General features: G+C 58.5%; 25 protein-coding genes. 11 read left to right on the top strand and 14 right to left on the bottom strand.

Going from position 1 to position 21,863, the window contains the following annotated elements; all coding sequences use genetic code 11:
* Positions 1-801, bottom strand: a complete 801-nt coding sequence (locus tag G5179_RS20025) for a putative RNA methyltransferase (RefSeq protein WP_421258984.1) — start codon at positions 799-801, stop codon at positions 1-3.
* Between the two features lie 125 nt (positions 802-926).
* Positions 927-1,565, bottom strand: coding sequence for a cAMP-activated global transcriptional regulator CRP (crp, locus tag G5179_RS20020; protein WP_005335304.1), 639 nt, complete (start codon positions 1,563-1,565; stop codon positions 927-929).
* A gap of 300 nt (positions 1,566-1,865) precedes the next feature.
* On the opposite strand from crp, the gene G5179_RS20015 reads away from it, so the two are divergent.
* Positions 1,866-2,270, top strand: coding sequence for an OsmC family protein (locus tag G5179_RS20015; RefSeq protein ID WP_216952977.1), 405 nt, complete (start codon positions 1,866-1,868; stop codon positions 2,268-2,270).
* 97 nt (positions 2,271-2,367) lie between these two features.
* Positions 2,368-2,664 (top strand): MliC family protein, encoded by a 297-nt coding sequence (locus G5179_RS20010; RefSeq protein WP_216952978.1) that lies wholly within the window; start codon positions 2,368-2,370, stop codon positions 2,662-2,664.
* 148 nt (positions 2,665-2,812) lie between these two features.
* Here the strand turns inward: G5179_RS20010 and G5179_RS20005 are convergent, their stop codons facing one another.
* From G5179_RS20005 to G5179_RS19995, 3 genes are read right to left on the bottom strand one after another with little or no spacing between them, the layout of a single operon-like run.
* Positions 2,813-3,346: a DUF4136 domain-containing protein gene (locus tag G5179_RS20005; RefSeq protein WP_216952979.1), complete on the bottom strand. Its 534-nt coding sequence runs from the start codon at positions 3,344-3,346 to the stop codon at positions 2,813-2,815.
* Positions 3,347-3,361: 15 nt separating this feature from the next.
* A complete protein-coding gene (locus G5179_RS20000) occupies positions 3,362-4,231 on the bottom strand; it encodes a phosphoribulokinase (protein ID WP_157162054.1) in 870 nt (289 codons plus the stop codon).
* 52 nt (positions 4,232-4,283) lie between these two features.
* On the bottom strand, positions 4,284-4,508 hold the full coding sequence (locus G5179_RS19995) for a YheU family protein (RefSeq protein WP_216952980.1): 225 nt from the start codon (positions 4,506-4,508) through the stop codon (positions 4,284-4,286).
* A gap of 145 nt (positions 4,509-4,653) precedes the next feature.
* On the opposite strand from G5179_RS19995, the gene G5179_RS19990 reads away from it, so the two are divergent.
* Positions 4,654-5,757, top strand: coding sequence for a GGDEF domain-containing protein (locus G5179_RS19990; RefSeq protein ID WP_227342034.1), 1,104 nt, complete (start codon positions 4,654-4,656; stop codon positions 5,755-5,757).
* Here the strand turns inward: G5179_RS19990 and G5179_RS19985 are convergent.
* The 3 genes from G5179_RS19985 to G5179_RS19975 form a co-directional block, all read right to left on the bottom strand.
* Positions 5,736-6,722, bottom strand: coding sequence for a hydrolase (locus G5179_RS19985; protein ID WP_227342035.1), 987 nt, complete (start codon positions 6,720-6,722; stop codon positions 5,736-5,738). The two genes, G5179_RS19990 and G5179_RS19985, sit on opposite strands and share 22 nt — an antisense overlap.
* A 64-nt stretch (positions 6,723-6,786) precedes the next feature.
* Positions 6,787-7,686, bottom strand: a complete 900-nt coding sequence (locus G5179_RS19980) for a chemotaxis protein (protein ID WP_227342036.1) — start codon at positions 7,684-7,686, stop codon at positions 6,787-6,789.
* Positions 7,687-7,839: 153 nt separating this feature from the next.
* Complete coding sequence (locus tag G5179_RS19975; RefSeq protein WP_421172145.1) at positions 7,840-8,499, bottom strand: hypothetical protein; 660 nt, start codon at positions 8,497-8,499, stop codon at positions 7,840-7,842.
* 39 nt (positions 8,500-8,538) lie between these two features.
* Here G5179_RS19975 and G5179_RS19970 point away from each other — a divergent pair, with 39 nt between their 5' ends.
* Positions 8,539-8,742, top strand: coding sequence for a YheV family putative zinc ribbon protein (locus tag G5179_RS19970; RefSeq protein ID WP_005335287.1), 204 nt, complete (start codon positions 8,539-8,541; stop codon positions 8,740-8,742).
* 143 nt (positions 8,743-8,885) lie between these two features.
* The gene (gene slyD / locus G5179_RS19965; protein ID WP_201992014.1) at positions 8,886-9,563 is read left to right on the top strand and encodes a peptidylprolyl isomerase; all 678 of its coding nucleotides are present in this window, start codon (positions 8,886-8,888) and stop codon (positions 9,561-9,563) included.
* Between the two features lie 100 nt (positions 9,564-9,663).
* Here slyD and G5179_RS19960 read toward each other — a convergent pair whose 3' ends face one another.
* A complete protein-coding gene (locus G5179_RS19960; RefSeq protein WP_005335285.1) occupies positions 9,664-9,879 on the bottom strand; it encodes a SlyX family protein in 216 nt (71 codons plus the stop codon).
* A gap of 14 nt (positions 9,880-9,893) precedes the next feature.
* Positions 9,894-10,862, bottom strand: coding sequence for a hypothetical protein (locus G5179_RS19955; protein WP_159162998.1), 969 nt, complete (start codon positions 10,860-10,862; stop codon positions 9,894-9,896).
* A gap of 118 nt (positions 10,863-10,980) precedes the next feature.
* Between G5179_RS19955 and fkpA the strand changes: the two genes are divergently transcribed.
* Together fkpA and G5179_RS19945 are read left to right on the top strand one after the other, a co-directional pair.
* Positions 10,981-11,784 carry an FKBP-type peptidyl-prolyl cis-trans isomerase gene (fkpA, locus tag G5179_RS19950; RefSeq protein WP_005335283.1) on the top strand — a complete coding sequence of 268 codons (804 nt, stop codon included), beginning with the start codon at positions 10,981-10,983 and terminating at the stop codon, positions 11,782-11,784.
* A 151-nt stretch (positions 11,785-11,935) separates the two neighbouring features.
* The gene (locus G5179_RS19945; RefSeq protein WP_421258983.1) at positions 11,936-13,342 is read left to right on the top strand and encodes a sigma-54-dependent transcriptional regulator; all 1,407 of its coding nucleotides are present in this window, start codon (positions 11,936-11,938) and stop codon (positions 13,340-13,342) included.
* A gap of 54 nt (positions 13,343-13,396) precedes the next feature.
* On the opposite strand, the gene G5179_RS19940 is transcribed toward G5179_RS19945, so the two are convergent.
* From G5179_RS19940 to G5179_RS19930, 3 genes are all read right to left on the bottom strand, one after another.
* On the bottom strand, positions 13,397-14,266 hold the full coding sequence (locus G5179_RS19940; protein WP_421258982.1) for a hypothetical protein: 870 nt from the start codon (positions 14,264-14,266) through the stop codon (positions 13,397-13,399).
* Positions 14,267-14,379: 113 nt separating this feature from the next.
* Complete coding sequence (locus tag G5179_RS19935) at positions 14,380-14,715, bottom strand: hypothetical protein (protein WP_421258981.1); 336 nt, start codon at positions 14,713-14,715, stop codon at positions 14,380-14,382.
* Positions 14,716-14,858: 143 nt separating this feature from the next.
* On the bottom strand, positions 14,859-15,203 hold the full coding sequence (locus G5179_RS19930) for a DUF2956 domain-containing protein (protein ID WP_421258980.1): 345 nt from the start codon (positions 15,201-15,203) through the stop codon (positions 14,859-14,861).
* A 268-nt stretch (positions 15,204-15,471) separates the two neighbouring features.
* On the opposite strand from G5179_RS19930, the gene ushA reads away from it, so the two are divergent.
* Positions 15,472-17,196 carry a bifunctional UDP-sugar hydrolase/5'-nucleotidase UshA gene (gene ushA / locus G5179_RS19925; protein ID WP_005335278.1) on the top strand — a complete coding sequence of 575 codons (1,725 nt, stop codon included), beginning with the start codon at positions 15,472-15,474 and terminating at the stop codon, positions 17,194-17,196.
* Between the two features lie 214 nt (positions 17,197-17,410).
* Here ushA and G5179_RS19920 read toward each other — a convergent pair whose 3' ends face one another.
* Positions 17,411-18,271, bottom strand: coding sequence for a Tim44 domain-containing protein (locus G5179_RS19920; protein WP_110304330.1), 861 nt, complete (start codon positions 18,269-18,271; stop codon positions 17,411-17,413).
* 363 nt (positions 18,272-18,634) lie between these two features.
* Between G5179_RS19920 and dnaB the strand changes: the two genes are divergently transcribed.
* The 3 genes from dnaB (at position 18,635) to G5179_RS19905 (ending at position 21,713) form a co-directional block, all read left to right on the top strand.
* Complete coding sequence (dnaB, locus tag G5179_RS19915) at positions 18,635-20,029, top strand: replicative DNA helicase (protein WP_026035132.1); 1,395 nt, start codon at positions 18,635-18,637, stop codon at positions 20,027-20,029.
* 191 nt (positions 20,030-20,220) lie between these two features.
* Positions 20,221-21,294 (top strand): alanine racemase, encoded by a 1,074-nt coding sequence (gene alr / locus G5179_RS19910; protein WP_100653019.1) that lies wholly within the window; start codon positions 20,221-20,223, stop codon positions 21,292-21,294.
* Positions 21,294-21,713 (top strand): secondary thiamine-phosphate synthase enzyme YjbQ, encoded by a 420-nt coding sequence (locus G5179_RS19905; RefSeq protein ID WP_421258979.1) that lies wholly within the window; start codon positions 21,294-21,296, stop codon positions 21,711-21,713. Before alr ends, G5179_RS19905 begins: the two co-directional genes overlap by 1 nt.
* The last annotated feature ends 150 nt before the right edge of the window (positions 21,714-21,863 follow it).

Genomic DNA, 21,863 nt, shown 5'->3' with positions numbered 1-21,863 from the left:
TCAGCTTGCTTTTTGCCACAGTGTCATCAGCAAATCCTGTTCCAGCTGTGCCGGGCCTTGCTGGATAAAGGCATGGCGCTGTTCGCCGTTGGCGCGCCAGCCGAGACGGCTTGTCTCCAGAATAAAGGCGCGCATGGTCTGATCCATAGAGATAGGGGACTGGCAGCGCTCCTGGCTTACCAGTCGGAGACCGGCAAGCGAGGGCCAGCTTAAAGGGTGTTCCATACTCACCGGATTGAGGCTGACCCGCAGTTGCCACTGATGACGCGGGCCTGGCTGCAGATAGAGCAGATAGCCACCGGGGGCCAGCCAGCTGACCAGCTGTTCGGTCTTGACCTTGAGATCGTTGACCAGCAGCACCTGAGCAGAGCCCGGTTGCAACGGCGCGCGAGCGGGATCGGCAATGACAAACTGGCCGTCCGGCTGCGCTTTTTTGGCGGCAAAAATGGTGTTCTTGGCGATATCAACCCCAGCAAACTGCCAGCCGGGCAGGCGCTCTGCCAGCGCGCGGCAGTAGTAGCCTTCACCACATCCCAGATGAACCAGCTCTTGCGGGGCAAGGGGAGAGAGCAGGGCGGCCATGGCCTCGACCAGCGGCAGTTGGTTGCCGGCTTCCAGGAAATGGTGCTTGGCGCGCATCAGGGCGCGGCTGTCGCTGTCTTTGGGGTTTTTCTTGCCGGGGATGAGGTCCAGATAACCTTCCGGTGCCGGATCGAAGTGATGCTTGTTGTCGCAATAGCGCCCCTGGGAGGCTTCATGAAGATGGAGCGGACTGCGGCAGCGGGGACATTGAAGATGCATAGTAACTCTCTGGGCGAATGCCGGAACAGTGAAGGGCGTTCGGGATTATAGGGGAGAGGATCGAAAAAGGCTGCCGTAGCAGCCTTTTTTATCCCAAGGCCTCAGTTAGGCCTGTTGATGGGGCATCAGCGAGTACCAAATACCACAATGGTCTTGCCGTGAGCGGAGATGAGCTCCTGCTCTTCCAGCATCTTGAGGATGCGGCCCACGGTTTCACGGGAACAGCCGACGATCTGGCCGATCTCCTGACGGGTTATCTTGATCTGCATGCCATCCGGGTGGGTCATGGCATCTGGCTGCTTGGCCAGGTTGAGCAGAGTCTGGGCGATCCGGCCGGTCACATCCAGGAAGGCGAGGTTACCCACTTTCTGGCTGGTGTGCTGCAGGCGCTTGGCCATCTGGCCAGAGAGACGCATCAGAATGTCCGGGTTGACCTGGATCAGCTGGCGGAACTTCTTGTAAGAGATCTCTGCCACTTCGCAAGAGCCTTTGGCGCGAACCCAGGCGGAACGCTCGGGATTCTCGTTCTCCTCGAACATCCCCATCTCGCCCAGGAAGTCACCCTGGTTCAGATAGGAGAGGATCATCTCTTTGCCCTCATCGTCCTTGATCAAGACGGCCACAGTGCCCTTGACGATGTAGTAGAGGGTCTCCGCTTTTTCACCCGCATGGATCAGGGTGCTCTTCGCGGGATACTTATGAATGTGGCAGTGCGACAAGAACCATTCCAGGGTGGGATCGCTTTGCGGTTTGCCAATAACCATGAGAATTCCTCTGTAGTGTCTTTTTATGGACTTGTGCGTCCGGGCAAGCTGCCAATCTTGCCATTCCTTGTATTAGTCGCAGTAGGATAAGAGCCTTTGTCTGTGCTGACAAGGCTTTGCGCCCTTTTGCAAGAGCCCTTTGGGTAATGCCTGCTGCGCTGCTTCGGCCATTCTAGGGAAGATAGAGGTCGGAGATGTTGATTTTGATCTATTTCCATCCCAACTCCCCCTGTTCGGCAGAGATAAGCGACTGGGTTATGCTAGGGATCCATCATCACGATTAACAGGAGAGAGTGCGAGATGAAAGCCAAGGTCAGCTGGGTGGAAGGGATGAAGTTTGTGGGTGAGAGTGAATCCGGTCACAAGGTGATCCTGGATGGAGCCAACCCCGGTGAGGGGGCCAGCCCGATGGAGATGATCCTGCTGGCGGTCGGTGGCTGCAGCTCTATTGATGTGGTCTCCATCCTAGAAAAAGCGCGCCAGTCGGTGACCGCTTGTCATGTCGAGGTCAGTGGCGAACGGGTTGATAGCGTGCCCCGGGTTTTCGAGAAGATTAATCTGCACTTCGTGGTGACAGGCAAGGGATTGGCAGAGAAACAGGTGGCCAGAGCGGTCGATCTGTCGATGGAAAAATACTGTTCTGTTTCCCTGATGTTGGAAAAAGCGGTACAAATTACCCATAGTTATCAAATTGTTGAAGCTTGATAACTGACGATTGTTTCGTTGGTACCCTGGCATAAGGCCGTCACATGAGGCCTCTGCACAAGGCCATTACATAAGGCCATCACATAAGGAAAGTGCAATGAAAAAATTGATCGCTCTGCTTCCCCTGTTGGGTCTGGCGGCGTGCAGCAGCCCGCAACCTACCCAGTATCAATACAGCCAATACCAGTGTGGCGAAGAGATGCTGGCCATTACCTATGATGCCCAGGCTGACATGGTGCAGTTCCCCTATGCCGGGGTTTACCACAAACTGGCGCGTGTGGAGTCAGAGTCTGGCGCCAAATATTCTGACGGCCTGACCACCTTCTGGAATCAGGAGAAACAGGCGCTCCTCACCCAGAAAGGGGTTACGCTGCTGACCTGTACGCTCAAATAAGTGTCCACAGATATCTGAAGGCGTGCAGCTTCGTGTCCCAGTCTGGCCAAGACCAGACTGGGACAAAACTGTGAGACCACAAAAAACGGCTTGCCGGGAGGCAAGCCGTTTTTCTATCCATCCCTTTTCAATAAGCCAGCATTAACTGTTAATTGGTCGGGACGCTATGAAGCAGTTCGGCAGCGAGCTGCTGGCTGAGCGCCTGACGTTGGCTATCAGCAATGCTTACATCGCTGGTCAGCTGGATGATGCTGCTCCAGACTGCTTTCTGGGTTTTGCGATCGAGCAGCACTATGGCCAGCGAGCCTTTGCGCTGGTTGGCCGAGGCATAGACCCCGGGCGTCATGCCGAGGCGGGCGAAAATCTCGCCATCGCTCATATCCTTGCCGCCCGCGACGCCTATGGCGACCCACAGATCCGCCTCGTCGAGCGGCGCACTCTGCCACCCCTTGCCATTGAGCTCCCGGCTCACCGCCTGCTGCATCGGCTCCAGCCACCCTTCCGCCAGCTCACCGGCGAATTGATACTGCTCGGCCAGGGCGTAGCGCGGGGTTGCGCCATAGGTCCAGTTGCCAATCGGACGAACCAGCATGGTGCCGGACTCCAGCGTGGGGGCCGTCGGCCCGCTGCTGCAGCCGCCAAGCAGGGCGGCCAATACCACAGAGATAAACGCTAACCGCATTGTGAACTCCTTGGCTTAAGTGATCTTGCCGGTTTCAAGTAGTTGCTGGATGAGTGGCTTAAGGATCAACTCCATGGCAAACCCCATCTTGCCACCCGGCACGACGATGGTATTCATTCGTGACATGAATGAGCCGTCGATCATCGACAACAGATAGGGAAAATCGACCTGTTTTATGCCGCGAAACCGGATCACCAGCATACTCTCGTCCAGACTCGGGATCACCTTGGCACTGAAGGGATTGGAGGTGTCCACTGTCGGCACCCGTTGGAAGTTGATATGGGTGCGCGAGAACTGCGGGGTGATGAAGTTGATGTAATCATCCATGGAGCGGACTATGGAGTCGGTTACGGCCTCACGGGAGTGGCCGCGCTCCGAGGTATCGCGGATCAGCTTCTGGATCCACTCCAGGTTGACGATGGGCACCACGCCGATGAGAAAGTCCACGTGGCGGGCTACGTTGTGATCCTCAGTGACCACACCACCGTGCAGCCCTTCATAAAACAGCAGGTCAGTGTCGCTCGGCAGATGCTGCCAGGGGGTGAAGGTGCCGGGCATCTGGTTGAAGGGGACCGCCTCGTCAAAGCTGTGCAGATAGCGGCGATACTGGCCGGTGCCATCCTGGCCATAGCCCTGAAAAAAGCTCTCCAGCAAGCCGAAGTCATTGGCCTCGGGGCCAAAATAGCTGATGTGGCGTCCTTGTTCACGCGCCTTGCGGATTGCCACATCCATCTCGGGGCGGGTGTAGCGGTGAAAACTGTCACCTTCCACCACGGCTGCCTGATAACCCAATTGGTGGAACATGGATCGAAAGGCGATGGTGGAGGTAGAGGTACCGGCACCGGACGACCCGGTGACGGCGATAATGGGATGCTTGGCCGACATAGAATGCTCTCTTCCTTGGGAGTTTCGTTATACGGGCGTGAACCCGAGATGGTCAAGACGGCTCGTTGAAACGATCGCGTGGCACAATATTGACCGATTCATGCAACTCGCTATAGACGATCACGGCGATGCCTTGCTGTAATTGAGTCCTTACCATAGCGACTTTGGCTTCAAGCGAAACATCATGTTCGCCATATTCGGTGCCTTCTTGCAGCACAAACTGTTCGATCAGGTTGGTCAGGGTATCGGCATCCAACGCTTGCCAGGGGATTATCATGAAGGGATCTCGATGCAAAAGGGTATAACCGTCAGCTATTGTTGTGCGCAATAAAATGAGTGCAACCTCTTTTTACGCGTTTCGTGGAGTGTGAGACATGTTGTCTGAAGAGCAACGCCGGGCCCCCTCAACGATATCGGCTCACATGGATCTTGCTCGTCGCCAGGCCATCAGTCGCGGCATGGTCTGGTTCTGGTTGCTGAACTGGCTGGTTGTGCTGTTTCTGGCGATACGCTACCAGGTCTACAGCCAGGCAGGCCTGGCCAGTGACGGTACTCTGCCATGGCGCTTTCAGAGTGAGCTGGGCTTTGTCATGGTCGTGCTGCTGCTGCTGCCGGTTGCAGCCCTGCTCTGCAATCATCTGCAGGATCGAGTCTGGCTATGGTGCGCATTGGTCGTAATGCTGGTCTGGGGGGGCGTCTGGACGCTGCATATCTTCACCATTGGTGAAGTTGAGCTGCGAGGAGGGGCAAGTTATGCCAACGGGATCATGCGCCTCAATTTACTGGCTGCGCTGATCGCGTTTTATCCCGACCGACGCGTGTTGTATGCCTATCTCAGTGTACCGTTGCTATTTGGCGTTGCGCGTTTGTGGTGGCTGGAGGTGGATTTTCCGCAGCTTTATCTGCTTGAGGTGGTATGTACCATAATGGCGCTGGAGGTTGGTCGCCGGATGCTGCATCGCTGGTTTGAATTGGCCGTGATGCGTGAGCATGACAATCTGGCCCTGTTGCGGCGCCTCGATGCACTGGCCAAGCAGGATCCACTGACTGGTCTTGCCAATCGGCGCCACTTCAGTCAGGAGCTCGAACGCTGCAAAGCCCATAGTCAGTCGAGCGGCGCCCCGCTTGCCCTTATCCTCATCGATGTGGACTACTTCAAACGCTTTAACGATCACTATGGCCATCAGGCGGGGGATGTCTGCCTGCGGGAGGTGGCGCAGTTGATGATGCGTTCGGTGCGCAGTGAGGCGGATCTGGCCGCCCGTTATGGCGGCGAGGAGTTTGTGTTGCTACTGCCCGATGCCGACAGGCAGAGCGCCGCTGCGGTAGCGCGGCGGCTGCAGGATGGGCTGGCCGAATTGCAGCTTGAGCATCTGGCATCCGATGTTGCCAGTCGGGTGACCATCAGTCAGGGGATCGCGACACTGGAAGGCGGGGAGAGTGGTGAGCAGCTACTGGCGCGGGCCGACCAGGCCCTCTACATGGCCAAGGCTGGGGGGCGCAATCAGTTCTGCACCGCACCCTGAGTCTGTTCGGCAATCCAGTGACTGATCCGCTCATCCAACCAGAACTTTGGCCGCCAGGGGGTGCCGTGCAGAAAACCGACATGGCCGCCGCGCTGGCTCAGCTCATAGCGCACCGTGGGCGAGAGTTGATCCGGCCGGGGAATGACCGCGTGTGACATAAAGGGATCGTCGGCGGCGTGCAGGATAAGGGTCGGGATGGGGATTTGAGCCAGCAGCGGTAGTCCCGAGCAGCTCTGGTAGTAGTGGCTGGCACTGTGAAAGCCGTGCAGCGGAGCGGTGACCAGTTCGTCAAAATCGCGCAGGGTGGCAATCTGCTCCACTTGCCGGGGCTGCCAGCGTTCACTCGCTTTCTGCTGTTGGCTGATCTTGCTGAGCAAATTGCGGCGCATGGTACGCAGCAGATAGTTCTGATAGACCTTTGAGAAACCCTGATTGACCCGTTCGGCACAGCTGGCCAGTTGCAGCGGGGCTGAGACTACCACTGCCGCTTTCAATGCCGCAGGACAGGCCCGTGCCAGCAAGTTGACCAGCATATTGCCACCCAGTGAAAAGCCGATGGCGATCAGCGGTTTGCCCGGGAAGCGTTGGCTCAGCTCGGCAATCAGCTCCTGCGCATCACCGATGGCGCCGGAGTGATAGGCATGCAGGTGGCGATTGGGCTCGCCGCTGCAGCCACGAAAGTGCATCAGCACGGCCTCTCTGCCCTCTTGCTGCAGATGGGTGAATAATCCCTTGGCATAGTGGGAGTGAATGCTCCCCTCCAGCCCGTGAAAGACCACCACCAGTGGTCGCGAATCTGTCGTGATCTCGCCGCTCCAGGCGAGATCGACAAAATCCCCGTCAGTCAGTTCGAAGCGCTCGGCCACAAATCGGGCCGGAGTCCGGCGCAGCCATTTGGGCAATATGGTCTGCAGATGAGGATTGCGGGCCCACCAGGGGGCGTGGAAGTGGCTTTCGGTCAGCATGGCGTCGTCGGTCTGGGTCGAAGATAGAGGGGCGAGAGGTGTTCAGCTCCCGCCAGTCATTGGCTTATTTCAGCAGGCGATCGTGATGTTCGGCACCGCGCAACATGGCCTGGATCAGCTCGTTGGCCTCGAACTTGGTCAGCGCCTCATGGGCGCCCACCTGATGGGCCCGCTCCACACTGATCTCGCTGGAGAGGGAGGTGTGCAGGATGATGTAGGCCCCCGCCAGTTTGCTGTCGCTCTGTACCTCGAAGGCCAGCTCGTAGCCATCGAGCCCAGGCATCTCGATATCGCTCACCAGAATATCGATGGGGGTCTGCTGGCTGGCACGTTGTTGCATCAGGGTCAGTGCGTCCTTGCCATTGGTACAGACCTCATAAGGGATATTGATGTAATCGAGGGCTGCCATCAGCTGGCGACGGGCGACCGAGGAGTCATCAACCAGCAGGATCCGCATCGGCTTGATCCGCTCCCGCTGCACATCGGTCAGCACCGGATAGAGGTGGCTCGGATCGTCCGGATAGACCCGGGAGAGGATCAGCTCCACATCCAGCAGCTGGATCAGCTGGTCATTGACCCGGGTGACACCAGTCACAAACACATTGTGGCCGAGGGCGGCGGGAGGTGACTCGATATCGCGCCAGTTGCACTCGGTGATCTTGTCGATGCCTCGCACCAGAAAGCCCACCAGGGTGCGGCGGCAATCGGTGATGATGATAAAGCAGTGGGGCATCTCCTCCTTGCTGATGGGGCGATAACCCACCGCCATCGCCATGTCGATCACCGGAATGGTGGCGCCGCGCATATTGGCGGCCCCCAGCACGGTCGGATGCGAGTGCGGCATGGCGGTCAGCTGGGTGTAAGGGACTATCTCCTTTACCTTGAGGGTGCCTATGGCAAAGGATTGCTGGGCTGAAAGGTGAAACAGCAACATGCCCTGGGATTGATTGGCTTTGCTCGTCATGGCAGATGTCCTGTTGGTCGAAAGGTTGGCAGTCACTTCAGGCCTTTAGCATAAAGGATTACGGGGGGGATGGCCCTTCCTTGTTAACGACCATCTGGCAAAAAACTGGACTCGTTCAGCCAATTTAGTTGGCGCATTCATACCTGTGTCCGGTTATTGAGCTCCATCTTCGCCAACACCCCACAGCTGGCAGGTCGCTTGTAATGCGGCCTCATCGGCATAACCCAGCTTGCTGGCCACCTGCGCGGGTTTGCTGCCGCCCTTGAGCAATCTGAGCGCCTGCAGCAGTTGCCACTGTTGTTGCAATTCACTCCCTTCCACCGGCACATCGGCTTGTTGTGCCCACAGTTGCAGAGACTCCGGCTGGCCATTGGCCAGCGCTTGCCAACAGGCTTGTAGCTTACCGTAACCCTGCTGGCTGATGGCGCACTGTTGCAGCTCATCCAGGATCACCTGCAGTCGCTGACCGTAGGCCCCTTGCCACTCTTTTGGACGTTGCCACCGGGCAAGCGAGTCGAGCAGGGCATCGAGCAGAGGCGTGGCCTGCAGCCAGCCAGCCTGCTGCGGCTGAGCCACGCGCAAAGAGACGCTCAGCTGATCGTACTCGCAACCGCTGAGGGGGCTGAAGGCAGCGAGGGCATCGGCGCAGAGCCAGAAGCTGCTGCCTGCCGGCAGCAATAGCTCATGTTGGCCCAGTCTCAGCAGCGCGGCGCCCCGGGTGATCCGCAACAGCTGCCCGACCGGAGTTCGTTTGCGATTGCCGGCGTGCAGGCCCTGGCAGGAAAAATGGTGATATTCGATGGCGTGATGCATGTAAAAACCCTGATATGATGCTGCCTGGAGGTAACAAATATGGAAACCAGACGTAAAAAGCGCTTCATTGCCGGTGCAGTCTGCCCGGCGTGCGGCAAGTTGGACAACATGATGCTGTATCTGGAGCATGGAGTCGAGAAGGTGACCTGCGTCGCCTGTGGCGATACCCAGGTACAAACGCCTGCCGAGGTCGACAAGCAGACTCGCGAGGCGGAAGAGGTGATCGGGGTGTTTCGCCCCTGATAAGGGAACGGTGGGTGGAATGCGGGTCTCCTCGCTGACGCAGTTGCCGTTTTTTTCGTCACTCAGTGGCGCCGCACGGCATATGCGCGGCCCGCTTTTTAGGGTATTCTGAGCCCGTTTTTTTCTATCCGCAGGATCCTGACATGAAAGTAGCTCCTCTGAGCGTGGTTACGCTGGAATACACAGTCACCGACGAGCACGGTGAAGTCATCGACAGCACTGTCGGCAAAGAGCCGCTGGTCTATCTGCACGGCACCCGTTACCTGGTCTCTGGCCTGGAAGCCGAGCTGGAAGGTCGCGCGGTAGGTGAAGCCTTCGAAGTGACTCTGGCACCGAGCCAGGCCTACGGCGAATATGACGAGACACTGGTACAAGAAGTACCGGGCGAGCTGTTCGACGGCATGGAAGTCTCCGAAGGGGATACTTTTGTGGCTGAAACCGACGATGGCCACCGCCCGGTGACCGTGGTTGAAGTGTCCGAAGAGTTCGTCAAAGTGGATGGCAACCATCCGCTGGCTGGCGTAACCCTGGGCTTCAAGGTCGAGATCAAGGACGTGCGTGCCGCCACTGCCGAAGAGCTGGCCCACGGCCACGTTCACGGTGCCGGTGGTTGCGGTCACGATCACGGTCATGACCACGATCACGGCGGCTGCTGTGGCGGTCATGGTCACGACCATGATGAGGATCACGGCCAGGGCGGTTGCTGCGGCGGTGCTGGCCACGGCCACGGTCACGATCATGGCCACGACCACGGTGATGACCATGGTCACGGCGGCTGCTGCGGTGGCGGCGGTTGTGGTGGCAAGGGCCATCACCACTGATCACGGCCACGCCGATGATAAAAAACCCGCGATTATCGCGGGTTTTTTATTGGCTGACAGCTGTGCCAAGCCATGTTGCCTGACCAGAGATAGTGCCGGATCAGTAGTGCGGCGGCGGGGTCTCTTCGGCCATGCTGGCAATCTGGCTGGGTTGTACGCTTTGCAGTTTGTCGATCAGCAGCTGGATCTGGTATTTGAGTCGATCGAGTTCACGGCCCTGGGTGGTTACCTCGTCGTTGAGCTGCTCTATGGTGTATTCCGCATAGGCGAGACGGGTTTCCAGGGTTTCGATGCGATCGTTAAGTTGCTGACTCATGGGCCTTCGGGTCCTTACTTGATTGTCCAGATTTCGGCCAGACCACTGGAGCTGGCACTGACAAGGTGGCTATTGTCGCGCAAAGCGACGCCGTAGACCACTGCGCTGGGCGGTTTCACCTTGGGTTGCGGCGAGACGCGCCAGCTCTGCAGCAGGGCACCATCGCTCACTTGCCACAGGGAGAGCTGACGGGAAGGGGCGCCGGTGATGAGCCACTTGCCATCGTTGGCAAAGCGGGCGCTGGTGTAGACCTCGAAGCGGTGATCATATTGCAGCTGACTCACCTCCTTGCCGGTTTTCAGGTCCCAGATGCTGGCCCGGCTGCTGTCGGCGGTGAAGGCGTAGCGGCCGCTCGGCTCCAGTCTGGCCATGATCACCCGGCCACCATGGTTGAAGCGCCAGATCACCTGCCCGCTACGGGTATCCCACAGATAAGCGCTGTAGTCGTTGCCACCGGTCAGGGCGTAGCGACCGTTGGCGGAGAGATCCACCGTATTGACCTGTTCGGTGTGCCCCAGAAACTGCAGGCGACGGCCGCTTCGGGTGTCGAGCCACTCGGCCTTGCCATCTTCCCGCCCGATCAGCACATAACGACCGTCGGCAGAGAGCGCGATGTCCCTCAGCCTGGATTCAGGAAGTGAGTAGTAGCCTTGTGATTGCCCGTCGCTCAGCCGCCAGGTAGCAAAGGTGTCTGGGGTGGCGGTGACGGCATGGCTGTTGCCTTCGGAAAAGCGGGTAATGAATACCAGATCTTCCGCCGAGTCGGATTGCTTCCAGCGCCAGCGTTGACGGTTCTGTTCCAGATCCCAGACGATGATGCCCTGGCTGATGCTGGAGACGATGGCCTGCTTGCCATCACTGGAGAGATCTGCGGTCAGCAGACCCGTGCTGGCGAGGGTCATTTGCTGGTTGGGTTGGGAGCTCTGCTCGCAACCGGTGAGCATTAAACAGAGGCTCACCAGATAAATGGCACTTTTTATCATTTTTGCGGTCTCACGCTTTTGTTACCTGCGATCACGGCGTTAGTATAAGGCGCTTATCACGATAAACCTCTCATTTCACGATGGAACCGAGAGCGGTATTTGGAGTTTGGAGAAACTGATGAACAAATTTCTGAAGGTGTCCCTGTTGGCGGCGGCCGTTGCCGTCGGTCTGACTGCTTGCCAAAAAGACGAGAAGCCTGCTGCGGCCAATACCGCCGAAGTGAAGGCAGAAGCCAGCAAGCCGGCAGAGGCGACCAAGGCCGAAGCCAAGAGCTTTGAAGAGCAATCTGGCTACGCAATTGGCCTCTCCATGGGTCGTTACATCGCCAATACCCTGGAGCGTCAGCAGGAACTGGGCATCAAACTGGACAACGCCGTGATCCTGAAAGGGGTGACAGACGGTCTGGGCAAAGAAGCCAAGATGACTGATGAAGAGATCCAGAAGGTACTGCAGGATTACGACGCCAAGATCAACGAGCTGACCAAGGCCAAGGCCGAGAAAGACGCCGTTGAGAATCTGAAGAAGGGCGAAGAGTTCCTGGCTGCCAACGCCAAGAAAGAGGGTGTGAAGAGCACTGAATCCGGCCTGCAGTACGTGGTCGAGAAGATGGGCACTGGCGCCAAGCCGAAATCTACCGATATCGTCAAGGTTCACTACACCGGTACCCTGACTGACGGCACCAAGTTCGACAGCTCCGTCGATCGCGGCGAGCCGGCTACCTTCCCGCTCAACCAGGTTATCCCGGGTTGGACTGAAGGTGTTCAGCTGATGCCGGTTGGCTCCAAGTTCAAGTTCTTCCTGCCGTCCAAGCTGGCCTATGGCGAGCACGGTGCAGGCTCCATCCCGGCGAACGCCGTGCTGGTGTTTGACGTTGAGCTGCTGGCTATCGAGAAGCCGACTGCAGACGATGCCAAGAAGTAATCTTTTCTTGTAGTGAAAAACGGCTCCTTAAGGAGCCGTTTTTACTTGTGTATTCCCTGCAATCGCGGGATAACAGAGCTGTCTTGGCGTTGGGTTTGCGCGCGAAAATAAGGCAAAATAGATCGCAGAATCAAATACAAGGATGAGTCCAGTGGCTGAAAATAAATCGCGTGTCCTGCTGGTGGAAGATACCCGTAGTCTGGCGGTGGTCTATGAACAGTACCTGCGCCAGGAGGGGTACGAGGTGGTGCTGGCCGACTGTGGTCAGCAGGCGTTGGCGCACTTGCTGGCAAGTCCTCCTCCCGTGGTGCTGCTGGATCTGGAGCTGCCGGATATGTCCGGTATGGATATTCTGCAAATGATCACCGAACAGCAGTTGCCCTGCTCTGTGGTGGTGATCACCGCCCATGGTTCGGTGGATGTGGCGGTGGAGGCGATGCGCCTCGGTGCCTTCGATTTTCTGACCAAGCCGTTTGACAGCAAGCGACTCTGCGCCACCGTTCGCAATGCCTTGAAACACCAGCAGTTGAGCTCGCTGGTTGCCCACTATCGGGAGAATTTCGAGCGTAGCTCCTTCTTCGGTTTTATCGGTGCCTCCATGTCGATGCAGGCGGTCTATCGCATCATCGAAAGTGCGGCGCCCAGCAAGGCGACCGTCTTTATCACTGGCGAGAGCGGCACCGGCAAAGAGGTGTGTGCCGAGGCGATTCACCAGTGCAGTCCCCGCAGCGAACAGCCCTTTATTGCCCTCAACTGCGCCGCCATTCCCCATGATTTGATGGAGAGCGAGATCTTCGGTCATGTGAAGGGCTCTTTTACTGGCGCCCAGGGGGATCGCAAGGGGGCGGCCAGTCTGGCCGATGGCGGAACCCTGTTTCTCGACGAGATCTGCGAGATGGACCTGGATCTGCAGAGCAAGCTGCTGCGCTTCATCCAGACCGGCACAGTGCAGCGGGTCGGCAGCGGCAAGCTCGAGACGGTGGATGTGCGCTTTATCTGCGCCACCAACCGTGATCCGCTGGTCGAGGTAAAAGCGGGCCGTTTTCGCGAGGATCTCTACTATCGGCTCCACGTCATTCCCCTCACCCTGCCGCCGCTGCGGGAGCGGGGCGAGGATATCCTGCTGTTGGCGCGTACCCTGCTGCAGAGCTACGCCAAGGAGGAGAACAAACGCTTCAAGGATTTTGACGTTGAGGCGGCGCGAGTGCTACTCGACTACCCCTGGCCTGGCAACGTACGCGAGCTGCAGAACGTGGTGCGCAATATCGTGGTGCTCAATGACAAGGAGCTGGTGAGCCCGGATATTCTGCCGCCACCGCTCAATGGGGTTCGTCCCCAGCTACCGACTGCGATTGCGGCAGCGGTGGCATCGGCTCCGGCAGCCAACGGCGTGGCCAACGGGCCAATTCGTCCGCTCTGGCTGGTGGAGAAAGAGGTGATCGAACAGGCCATCGCCAGCTGTGACGGCAATATTCCCAAGGCGGCGGCCCTGCTCGAGATCAGCCCCTCCACCATTTACCGTAAAAAGCAGGGGTGGGAAGAGTCCAACCGGGCCTGAACCATCTTGCCAGCAGAAAGGGCGGCTAGCGTGCCGCCCTTGCTATTTTGGGGATCAGAGTTTGGCGAGGCGCTTGAGGCGGGCCAGTCGCTCCCCCTCATTGGCGCTGAACCAGCGGTCTTGCGACAGCAGAAACCAGGCGCGGGAGAAATATTCCGCGGCCAGCGGATCGTCCAGCACCAAGGCATTCTCCCCCAGCTCCTCGAACAGATAACCATCCTCAGGTTCGCCAGCCTCGGCCATATCGGCCTTGAGCTGGTGCAGCTCTGCCAGTGCCTGCTGGTGCTGACCCTGGGCCCGGGTCAGGCGAGCCAGACTCCAGCGAGCAATAAACGCCTTGGCCGGCTGGTTATGCTGCAGATGCCAAGCCAGGCACTTCTGTTGCTGGATTTTCGCCTCATCAAAGCGGCCCAGTTCGAACAGGGTCCAGCCCTGATTGTTGTAAAGGGGGGCCAGCCAGCCACGCACCTTCTCGTCACTGCTGCGTTCCGCCAGCTCCATCGCCAGTTGATGCCAGCGGCTCTGCTCTTCCAGTGGTGCGGCGATGGCGATCATGTGAGCGGCGTCGATGGCGAGATAGGTTTCTTTCTCCTTGAGCCCCCATTGCCAGGCTTGTTCAAACAGCGGTTTGGCGCTGGCTTTGTCGCCCGCCGAGTTAAAGGTGCGGCCTCGTTCCAGCAGGGCCCTGATCCGCGCTCTGGGGGTTGTATCTGTGAGGCGGGGCTCTATCTCGTCGAGCAGCTGATGGGCTTCGGCAAACTGGCGCTGCAGCGAGTGGGTACGGGCAATTTGGGTCAGCAACTCCAGTTCGAGTTGCTGGTCGGCGGCGGCGCGCGCTTCGGGAAGAAGGGTGTGAAAACGAAGGACACTGGCGGCGGGATCCTGATAATCCCACAGCGCCATGAAATCGGGCGGATTGTCCATTTGGCCTCCTTGCTGGTTATCCTGTCACCAAGATGCCTGCAGGCCATTGTTTGTACAAGGGGCGCCCGTCACAGAGCGCCCCTTGAGTCATGCTAACGGCTGTGGCCAGTTGCTCAGTAGACCATAGCCAGGCTCATCAGCATCAGACCGAGGGCGGCAAAGGCCCCCTCTTTGATGGCGAGCCGTGGCACCAGCGTCTTGGGCAGGGCCGGAAACAGGCTCAGGGCAAAGCCAAGCCCCGGCATCAACCAGTGGAATGCCGGATCGCGCAGGGCGGGATCGGCGGCACCATTGATGATGATCAGCAAAATAAACAGGGTGAAGGCGGGGAGGATAAACCAGCGTACCCCGCCGGCGGCGACCGCCCGCAGCGGCGAAATGCGATAGAGCAGCATGGTCACAAGGAACAGAACAAAAGGGGCCAGCAGATAGAGCGGAGCGGGGTTCATAACATCTTTCCTGAAAACTGATCGTTAAAAAACCGGTTGTCCGGTGCAAGAGGCGCGGGATTTAATCACTCTTCGCAGGTAATCACCAGCAGCTCGGGCCCGGGCTGTGAAGAGGATCCCGTATAAAGGTTTGCTAGCGCGTCTTAGTGCAACCAGAACCAGGCTGCCGCAAATCCCAGCCAGCTCAGCACCAGCAAGATCCAGGGCAGGGGATGCTGATGCCTTACTTCAACCACTTCAAGTTGATCGTCTTGTTCTTCGAGTTGTGGCGCGCCCTGTGGCTGCCTGGCTTTGGCCTGCAATTTTTTCTGGCGGCTCGCTTCGCGGGCTCGCGCCTTCATCTGCTTCTTGTATTCATCGATGCCTTTCTGGATCCCTTGCGCGATAAGCTGGGTCTGCTCTTTGGTCTGCCCCGGCTTCTGGTTGGCTCGGGCAATTTTCATCGCCTCCTGCTGGGTCTCGGGGGAAATCTTGTCGTACTTGGCCATCAAATCATCTCCTCGGGCATGGCTGGCTGGGGAGTATGCCATAAAGGCGCGTCCGGGTGGCGCCTCCTTGGTGCGGGAGGGGAGCAAGTGAGTGACTGCTCAACAAAAAAACTGATAAATCAGCAGGAAGCTGGATGTTGGGCCGAAGATCACAATTAGCAGAATTTGTGAGTCATCGATGAAAAACGGTCATCTGTTGTTTGTTATATTGGCGCCCGACCCGCTGGACAGGGTTGATAAATAACAAAACAATCAAGGTGATATGGAAATGAATAATAACTTTATCAAAGGCGGCGTGGCCTTGGCCGTGCTTGCTGCACTGACTGGCTGTAATACCTCGAGCAATGACACCGTTGCACCCTGCACCGAAAATGTCTGCAAACTGACCATCCTGCACACCAACGATACCCACGGCCGTTTCTGGCACAACGCTGAAAATGAGTACGGTATGGCTGCCCAGAAGACTCTGGTCGAGCAGCTTCGTGCCGATGCCAAGGCTGCTGGCAGTGACGTACTGGTTCTCTCTGGTGGTGATGTGAATACCGGCGTGCCGGAGTCCGATCTGCAGGATGCCGAGCCTGACTTCATGGCGATGAACAACATTCGCTACGATGCCATGGCGGTGGGCAACCATGAATTCGACAACCCCCTCAGCGTGCTGGAGAAGCAGCGCAAGTGGGCCCAGTTCCCCATGCTTTCGGCCAACATCTATGACAAGGCGAGCGGCAAACACTACTTTGACCCCTACAAGGTGTTCAAGCTGGAGAGCGGTCTCAAGGTTGCAGTACTGGGCCTGACCACCGAGGATACCGCGCAGCTGGTTGATCCCAACAACGTGCAGACCCTGGAGTTCCGCGATCCGACCAGCGAGGCGGCCAAACTGGGCCAGCAGATCCGCAGCAACAAGGAGGCCAATCTGGTCTTCGCCATCACTCACATGGGCCATTACGAGAATGGCCAGCACGGCAGCAATGCGCCGGGCGATGTAGAGATGGCTCGTGCACTGCCGGCAGGGACTCTGGATGCCATCATTGGTGGCCACTCACAGAATCCGGTCTGTATGGAACCGGGTACCACCAACAAGTACGCCAATTTCAAACCGGGTGATAACTGCCAGCCGGATCAGCAGAACGGCACCTGGATCATGCAGGCCCACGAGTGGGGCAAGTATGTGGGCCGTGCCCAGTTTGAGTACCAGAATGGCAAGTTGACCCTGACCAGCTATGACCTGATCCCGGTCAACCTGATCAAGCGCAACGCCAAGGGCGAGGCGATCGATGCCAACGGCGCCGTAACCAAGGACCCGGCCAAGATGCAGTTCGTACAGGACGAGATCACCAAGGATCCCGAGCTGTATAACACCCTGCTGGGTTATCAGGAGAAAGGTCAGCAAGAGCTGAATGTCGTCATTGGCTCGGCAGATGGCTTGCTGGTTGGTGATCGCAACTCGGTTCGCAACAAGCAGACCAACCTGGGTCGCCTCATCACCACGGCGACCAGCAGCAAGCTGGGTGTCGACTTTGGTATCGTCAACTCTGGCGGCGTCCGTGACAGCATCCCGGCCGGTGATATCACCTACCGCAGCGTGCTGCTGGTACACCCGTTTGGCAACACGGTCAACAAGGCTGTCATGAAGGGAAGCGATCTGGCGACCTATCTGGGCCAGGTGGCAAGCAAGACCCGCAATACCGGTGGTTATGCCCAGTTTGGCGGTATCAACATGGCGGTGGATTGCCAGGCCAAGAGCGTCAATATCACCAGTATCGGTGGCAAGGCGTTTGATCCGGCAGCAACTTACAGCTTCGCGATCCCGAGCTTCAGCGCCTCCGGTGGTGACGGCTATCCGAAGATCGATACCATCAACGCCGGTTTGGTAGATGCTGCCGTGCTGAAGGAGTACATCGAGATCAAGAAGACCATCAACGTGGCCGATTATCAGCCAGGTAATGAGGTGAGCTATCTGAACTCAGCATCTACCGAAGGGTGTAACTGATTCGTATGCGGGGCGCATATCCCCAGATGTGATCCCAAAGGGCAGCCGGTGGCTGCCCTTTGTCGTTATGTGCGTGGTGACATGTCATCTGGGGATTGGTCACAACTCTTCAATTATCAATGACGATAGCCATCGCCTGTAGGAGGTCATGTGAGGGGATGAAATGAAAAGAGGCGGCCCGTTGGCCGCCTCTTGAGTAGTGACAATCTGAACCTTACAGCTGCTCGATACCGACGATATGCCAGGGGGCATTGTTCTTGGCCAGATCGCGCTCGAGGTGCCACACCTCTTTGATGTCTTCTTCGACCTGCTCCTGACGGTCCATGTAGCGGCCGCTGAAGCGTACGCTCACCTGGGCCCAGTCGCTGCCATAGTCAGCACGTACCAGCTGGGTATCGACGTACATCACTTCTGTGTGCTGGTCGCCAGTCAGTTCGGCGCGCTCGGCTTTGAGCTGCTCAAACAGCTCGGGGCTGACGTACTCGCGCACTTTTTCCAGATCGTTCTTGTTCCACGCCTCTTGCAGGGTGCGATAGTGATCGCGGGCACCGGCCAGGAAGCTGTTCATGTCAAAGCCCGGCGGCAGGCGGAACGGCACGTCGCTGTCGGCAAAGCCGGTGGCTTGCGGTGCGCTGTTGCTCTGCTCAAACTGTTGCGGGGCCGTGGATTGCGGTGGCTGATAGCCCGCATAGGCCGCCTGTTGTGGTTGTGGCGTCGCGACCTTGCCCTTGCGCAGGGTACGGATCAGGAACACGGCACCCAGCGCCAGCAGGGCGATCAGCAGGAAGTCCATTCCTTGCAGACCTTCAAAGGCACCGCTGCCCAGCAGGTAGGCAAACAGGCCGCCAGCCAGCAGGCCGCCCAGCAGGCCGCCCATCATGCCGCTCTTTTTCGGCGGAGTCTGGGCATTCAGTGTCGGGTTCTTGTTGTCGACCGGTTTGGCCGCAGGCTGGGCCGGCGCAGTTTTGTAACTTTTACCAAAGGATTTGCCGCCGCCAAATTTCTTGGCTTCGGCGTGAGGTGCCCCCAGGCCAATGGCCAGGATCACGGCAAACAGGGTCAGCATCTTTTTCATTTTGACTCTTTTCACTCTCGTCTGTGGGTGGGGCATGCTCCGCTTTGGCAAGCTCAGCAAGGCGCATGGCAGGCTGCCTGTCCCTAATTGTGTCGCAGCTTGTATTCATCAATATCACCTCTGGCATGAATTATTCATGAACGAGGTTGCCGCGATGCGGCGTCAAACAAGAGGAGTAAACCGGATGAAAAGCAGAAGATTGAGTCGCAAGGAGCGCAAAATGCGAAGCAAAATCAAAATGGTCAAGGTAGAGCAGACTCTGGTTTGGCCCTTTATGATGGTATGAGCCGCCAGATAGGGCTCGCCGTAGTTGGCTTTCTTTTGTAAAATTCCCGTCCCCTTCCCGCTGCGGTTTTTATGTGTATGGCAGAGCAAGTGACGGCGAAAAAAGACGCCAAGACACAACAGCTGAAAGTTCCTCCCCACTCTTTTGAGGCCGAACAGTCCGTACTGGGCGGCCTGATGCTGGATAACGATGCCTGGGATCGGGTTGCCGAACGGGTGATCGATCAGGATTTCTACAGCCGTCCGCACCGGTTGATCTTCCAGGCCATGACCCGCCTCTCCAACGCGGGCAACCCCATCGACCTCATCACCCTGCAGGAGGAGCTGGAACGCTCCGAACAGCTGGAAGAGGCGGGCGGTTTCGCCTATCTGGTGGAGATCGCCAAGAACACCCCGAGTGCCGCCAACATCAACGCCTACGCCGAAATCGTGCGCGAGCGGGCGGTGGTGCGGGAGATGATCTCGGTCGCCAACGAGATAGTCGAAGCAGGCTACGAGCCACAGGGCCGTACCTCCGGCGATCTGCTGGATCTTGCCGAGAGCAAGGTATTCAAGATTGCCGAGCAGCGCACCAGCGCCAACGAGGGGCCCCAGCCCCTGAAGCTCATCCTCGAGCAGACCGTCGACAAGATTGAAGAGCTGTTCAAGACCCCCCACAACGGGGTGACCGGGGTATCGAGCGGTTACAACGATCTCGACAAGATGACCGCCGGTTTGCAGCGTTCGGACTTGATCATCGTGGCGGCCCGTCCCTCCATGGGCAAGACCACCTTTGCCATGAACCTCTGTGAGCATGCGGCCCTCACTGCCGACAAGCCGGTGCTTATCTTCTCGCTGGAGATGCCCTCCGAGCAGATCATCATGCGTATGCTCGCCTCGGTCGGTCGCATCGATCAGACCAAGGTGCGTACCGGTCAGCTCGACGACGAGGATTGGGCGCGCCTCTCCTCCACCATGGGATTGCTGCTGGAGAAGGGCAAGATGTATATCGATGACGCCTCCGGCCTCACTCCGACCGATGTGCGCTCCCGTGCCCGTCGGGTGGCACGCGAGCACGGTGGCCTCTCGATGATCATGGTGGACTACCTGCAGCTGATGCGGGTGCCGGCGCTCTCTGACAACCGTACCTTGGAGATCGGCGAGATATCCCGCTCCCTCAAGGCCTTGGCGAAAGAGCTGCAGTGCCCTGTGGTGGCGCTCTCCCAGCTCAACCGAAGTCTGGAACAGCGGGCCGACAAGCGCCCGGTCAACTCGGATCTTCGTGAATCGGGCTCCATCGAGCAGGATGCGGATTTGATCATGTTTATCTATCGTGACGAGGTTTATCACGATGACAGCCCTGACAAGGGGATTGCCGAGATCATTATCGGTAAGCAGCGTAACGGTCCCATCGGCCGGGTGCGTCTCACTTTCCAGGGTCAGTTCTCCCGGTTCGACAACTACGCCGGTCCGGCGTTTGATGACGATTATTGATGTAAACCCAAGGTGATGGCGGTTTCGTCATTACCACGACTGCCCTGATCGATAGCCAGTCATTGGCTGCTGCTCAGGGCCTGTTTTCCCGGTTCGACAATTATGCCGGTCCGGCCTTCGACGACGATAAGTGAGTGGCGGTCTTCGGCCCGATGAGGGGGAGACCATTTGTGCCCTCGTAAGGGAAAACCATGAAAGCGGCTACTGCCCAAATCAATACTGCGGCCTTGCGCCATAACCTCGCCGTGGTCAAGCGCCACGCTCCCGCTTGCAAGATCATCGCTGTGGTCAAGGCCAACGCCTATGGCCACGGACTGCTGCCGGTCGCCCGCACCCTGGTGGATGCGGATGCCTACGCGGTGGCCCGTATCGAAGAGGCGCTGATGCTGCGCTCCTGCGCCGTGGTCAAGCCCATCGTGCTGCTGGAGGGCTTCTTCTCCGCCGATGATCTGCCGGTGCTGGCGGCCAACAACCTGCAGACGGCGGTTCACACCTGGGAGCAGCTCGAAGCGCTGGAGCAGGTCGAGCTGCCAGCGCCCGTGGTGGCCTGGCTCAAGCTCGACACCGGCATGCACCGCCTCGGGGTGCGTGCCGACGAGATGCCCGCCTTTATCGAACGACTCGGCAAGTGCAAGAACGTGGTGCAGCCGTTCAACATCATGACTCACTTCAGCCGATCCGATGAGCTGGAGCAGCCCACTACCCGCGAGCAGATTGACCTCTTCAGCCGTCTCACGGCACCGCTGGCGGGCGAGCGTGCCATGGCCAACTCGGCGGGCATTCTGGCCTGGCCGGACTCCCACTGCGACTGGGTGCGCCCCGGCGTCATCCTCTATGGCGTGTCGCCCTTCCCCAACACGGTGGCGGCCGATTACGACCTGCAGCCGGTGATGACCTTGAAGACCCAGCTGATTGCGGTGCGGGATCACAAGGCGGGCGAGCCGGTGGGCTATGGCGCCAACTGGGTGTCAGATCGCGATACTCGCCTTGGCGTGATCGCCATCGGCTACGGTGACGGTTATCCGCGCATGGCGCCCAATGGCACTTCCGTGCTGATCAACGGCCGCATCGTGCCGCTGGTGGGGCGTGTCTCCATGGATATGAGCACGGTCGATCTGGGGCCGGGCGCAACCGACAAGGCCGGTGACGAGGCGGTGCTATGGGGCGAGGGGCTGCCGGTAGAGCGGGTGGCCGACGAGATTGGCACCATCCCCTACGAGCTCATCACCAAACTCACCTCCCGCGTCTTTATGGAGTACGTCTGATGTGGCAGCAGTGCCTGCTGACTCTTAAGCCCCGTTCGCGGGGCTTTCATCTGGTGACGGACGAGCTGGTGGCCAAGCTGCCGATGCTGGCGGATTACCGGATTGGCATGGCGCACCTGCTGCTGCAACACACCTCCGCCTCGCTCACCCTCAACGAGAATTGCGATCCGAGTGTGCGCAGCGATATGGAGGCCCATCTGCACCGGCTGGCGCCGGAGGATGCCCCCTACTATCGCCACACCTGTGAGGGGCCGGATGACATGCCCGCCCATATCAAATCCTCCCTGCTCGGGGTGAGCCTGCAACTGCCAGTTCGCGATGGTCAGTTGGCGCTCGGCACCTGGCAGGGGATCTGGCTTGGCGAGCATCGCATCGATGGCGGTGCCCGCAAGGTGTTGGTGACCCTGCAGGGTGAGTAATCAGGCTGCAACCAGCTGAAAGATGAAGATAAAATAAAGAGGGATGGCGCCGAGCCATCCCTCTTTTGTTTCTACTGTCCCGTCCTGAATATGGTTTACACCTTTCCCCCCAATACATGGAGAACCCGATGGGACAAGGTGTGAAACGAA

Source organism: Aeromonas sp. 600886, assembly GCF_049174935.1.
Lineage (GTDB): Bacteria > Pseudomonadota > Gammaproteobacteria > Enterobacterales > Aeromonadaceae > Aeromonas > Aeromonas veronii_A.
The sequence above is the reverse complement of the archived record's forward strand: the minus strand, read 5'-3'. Positions and strand labels throughout refer to the sequence as shown.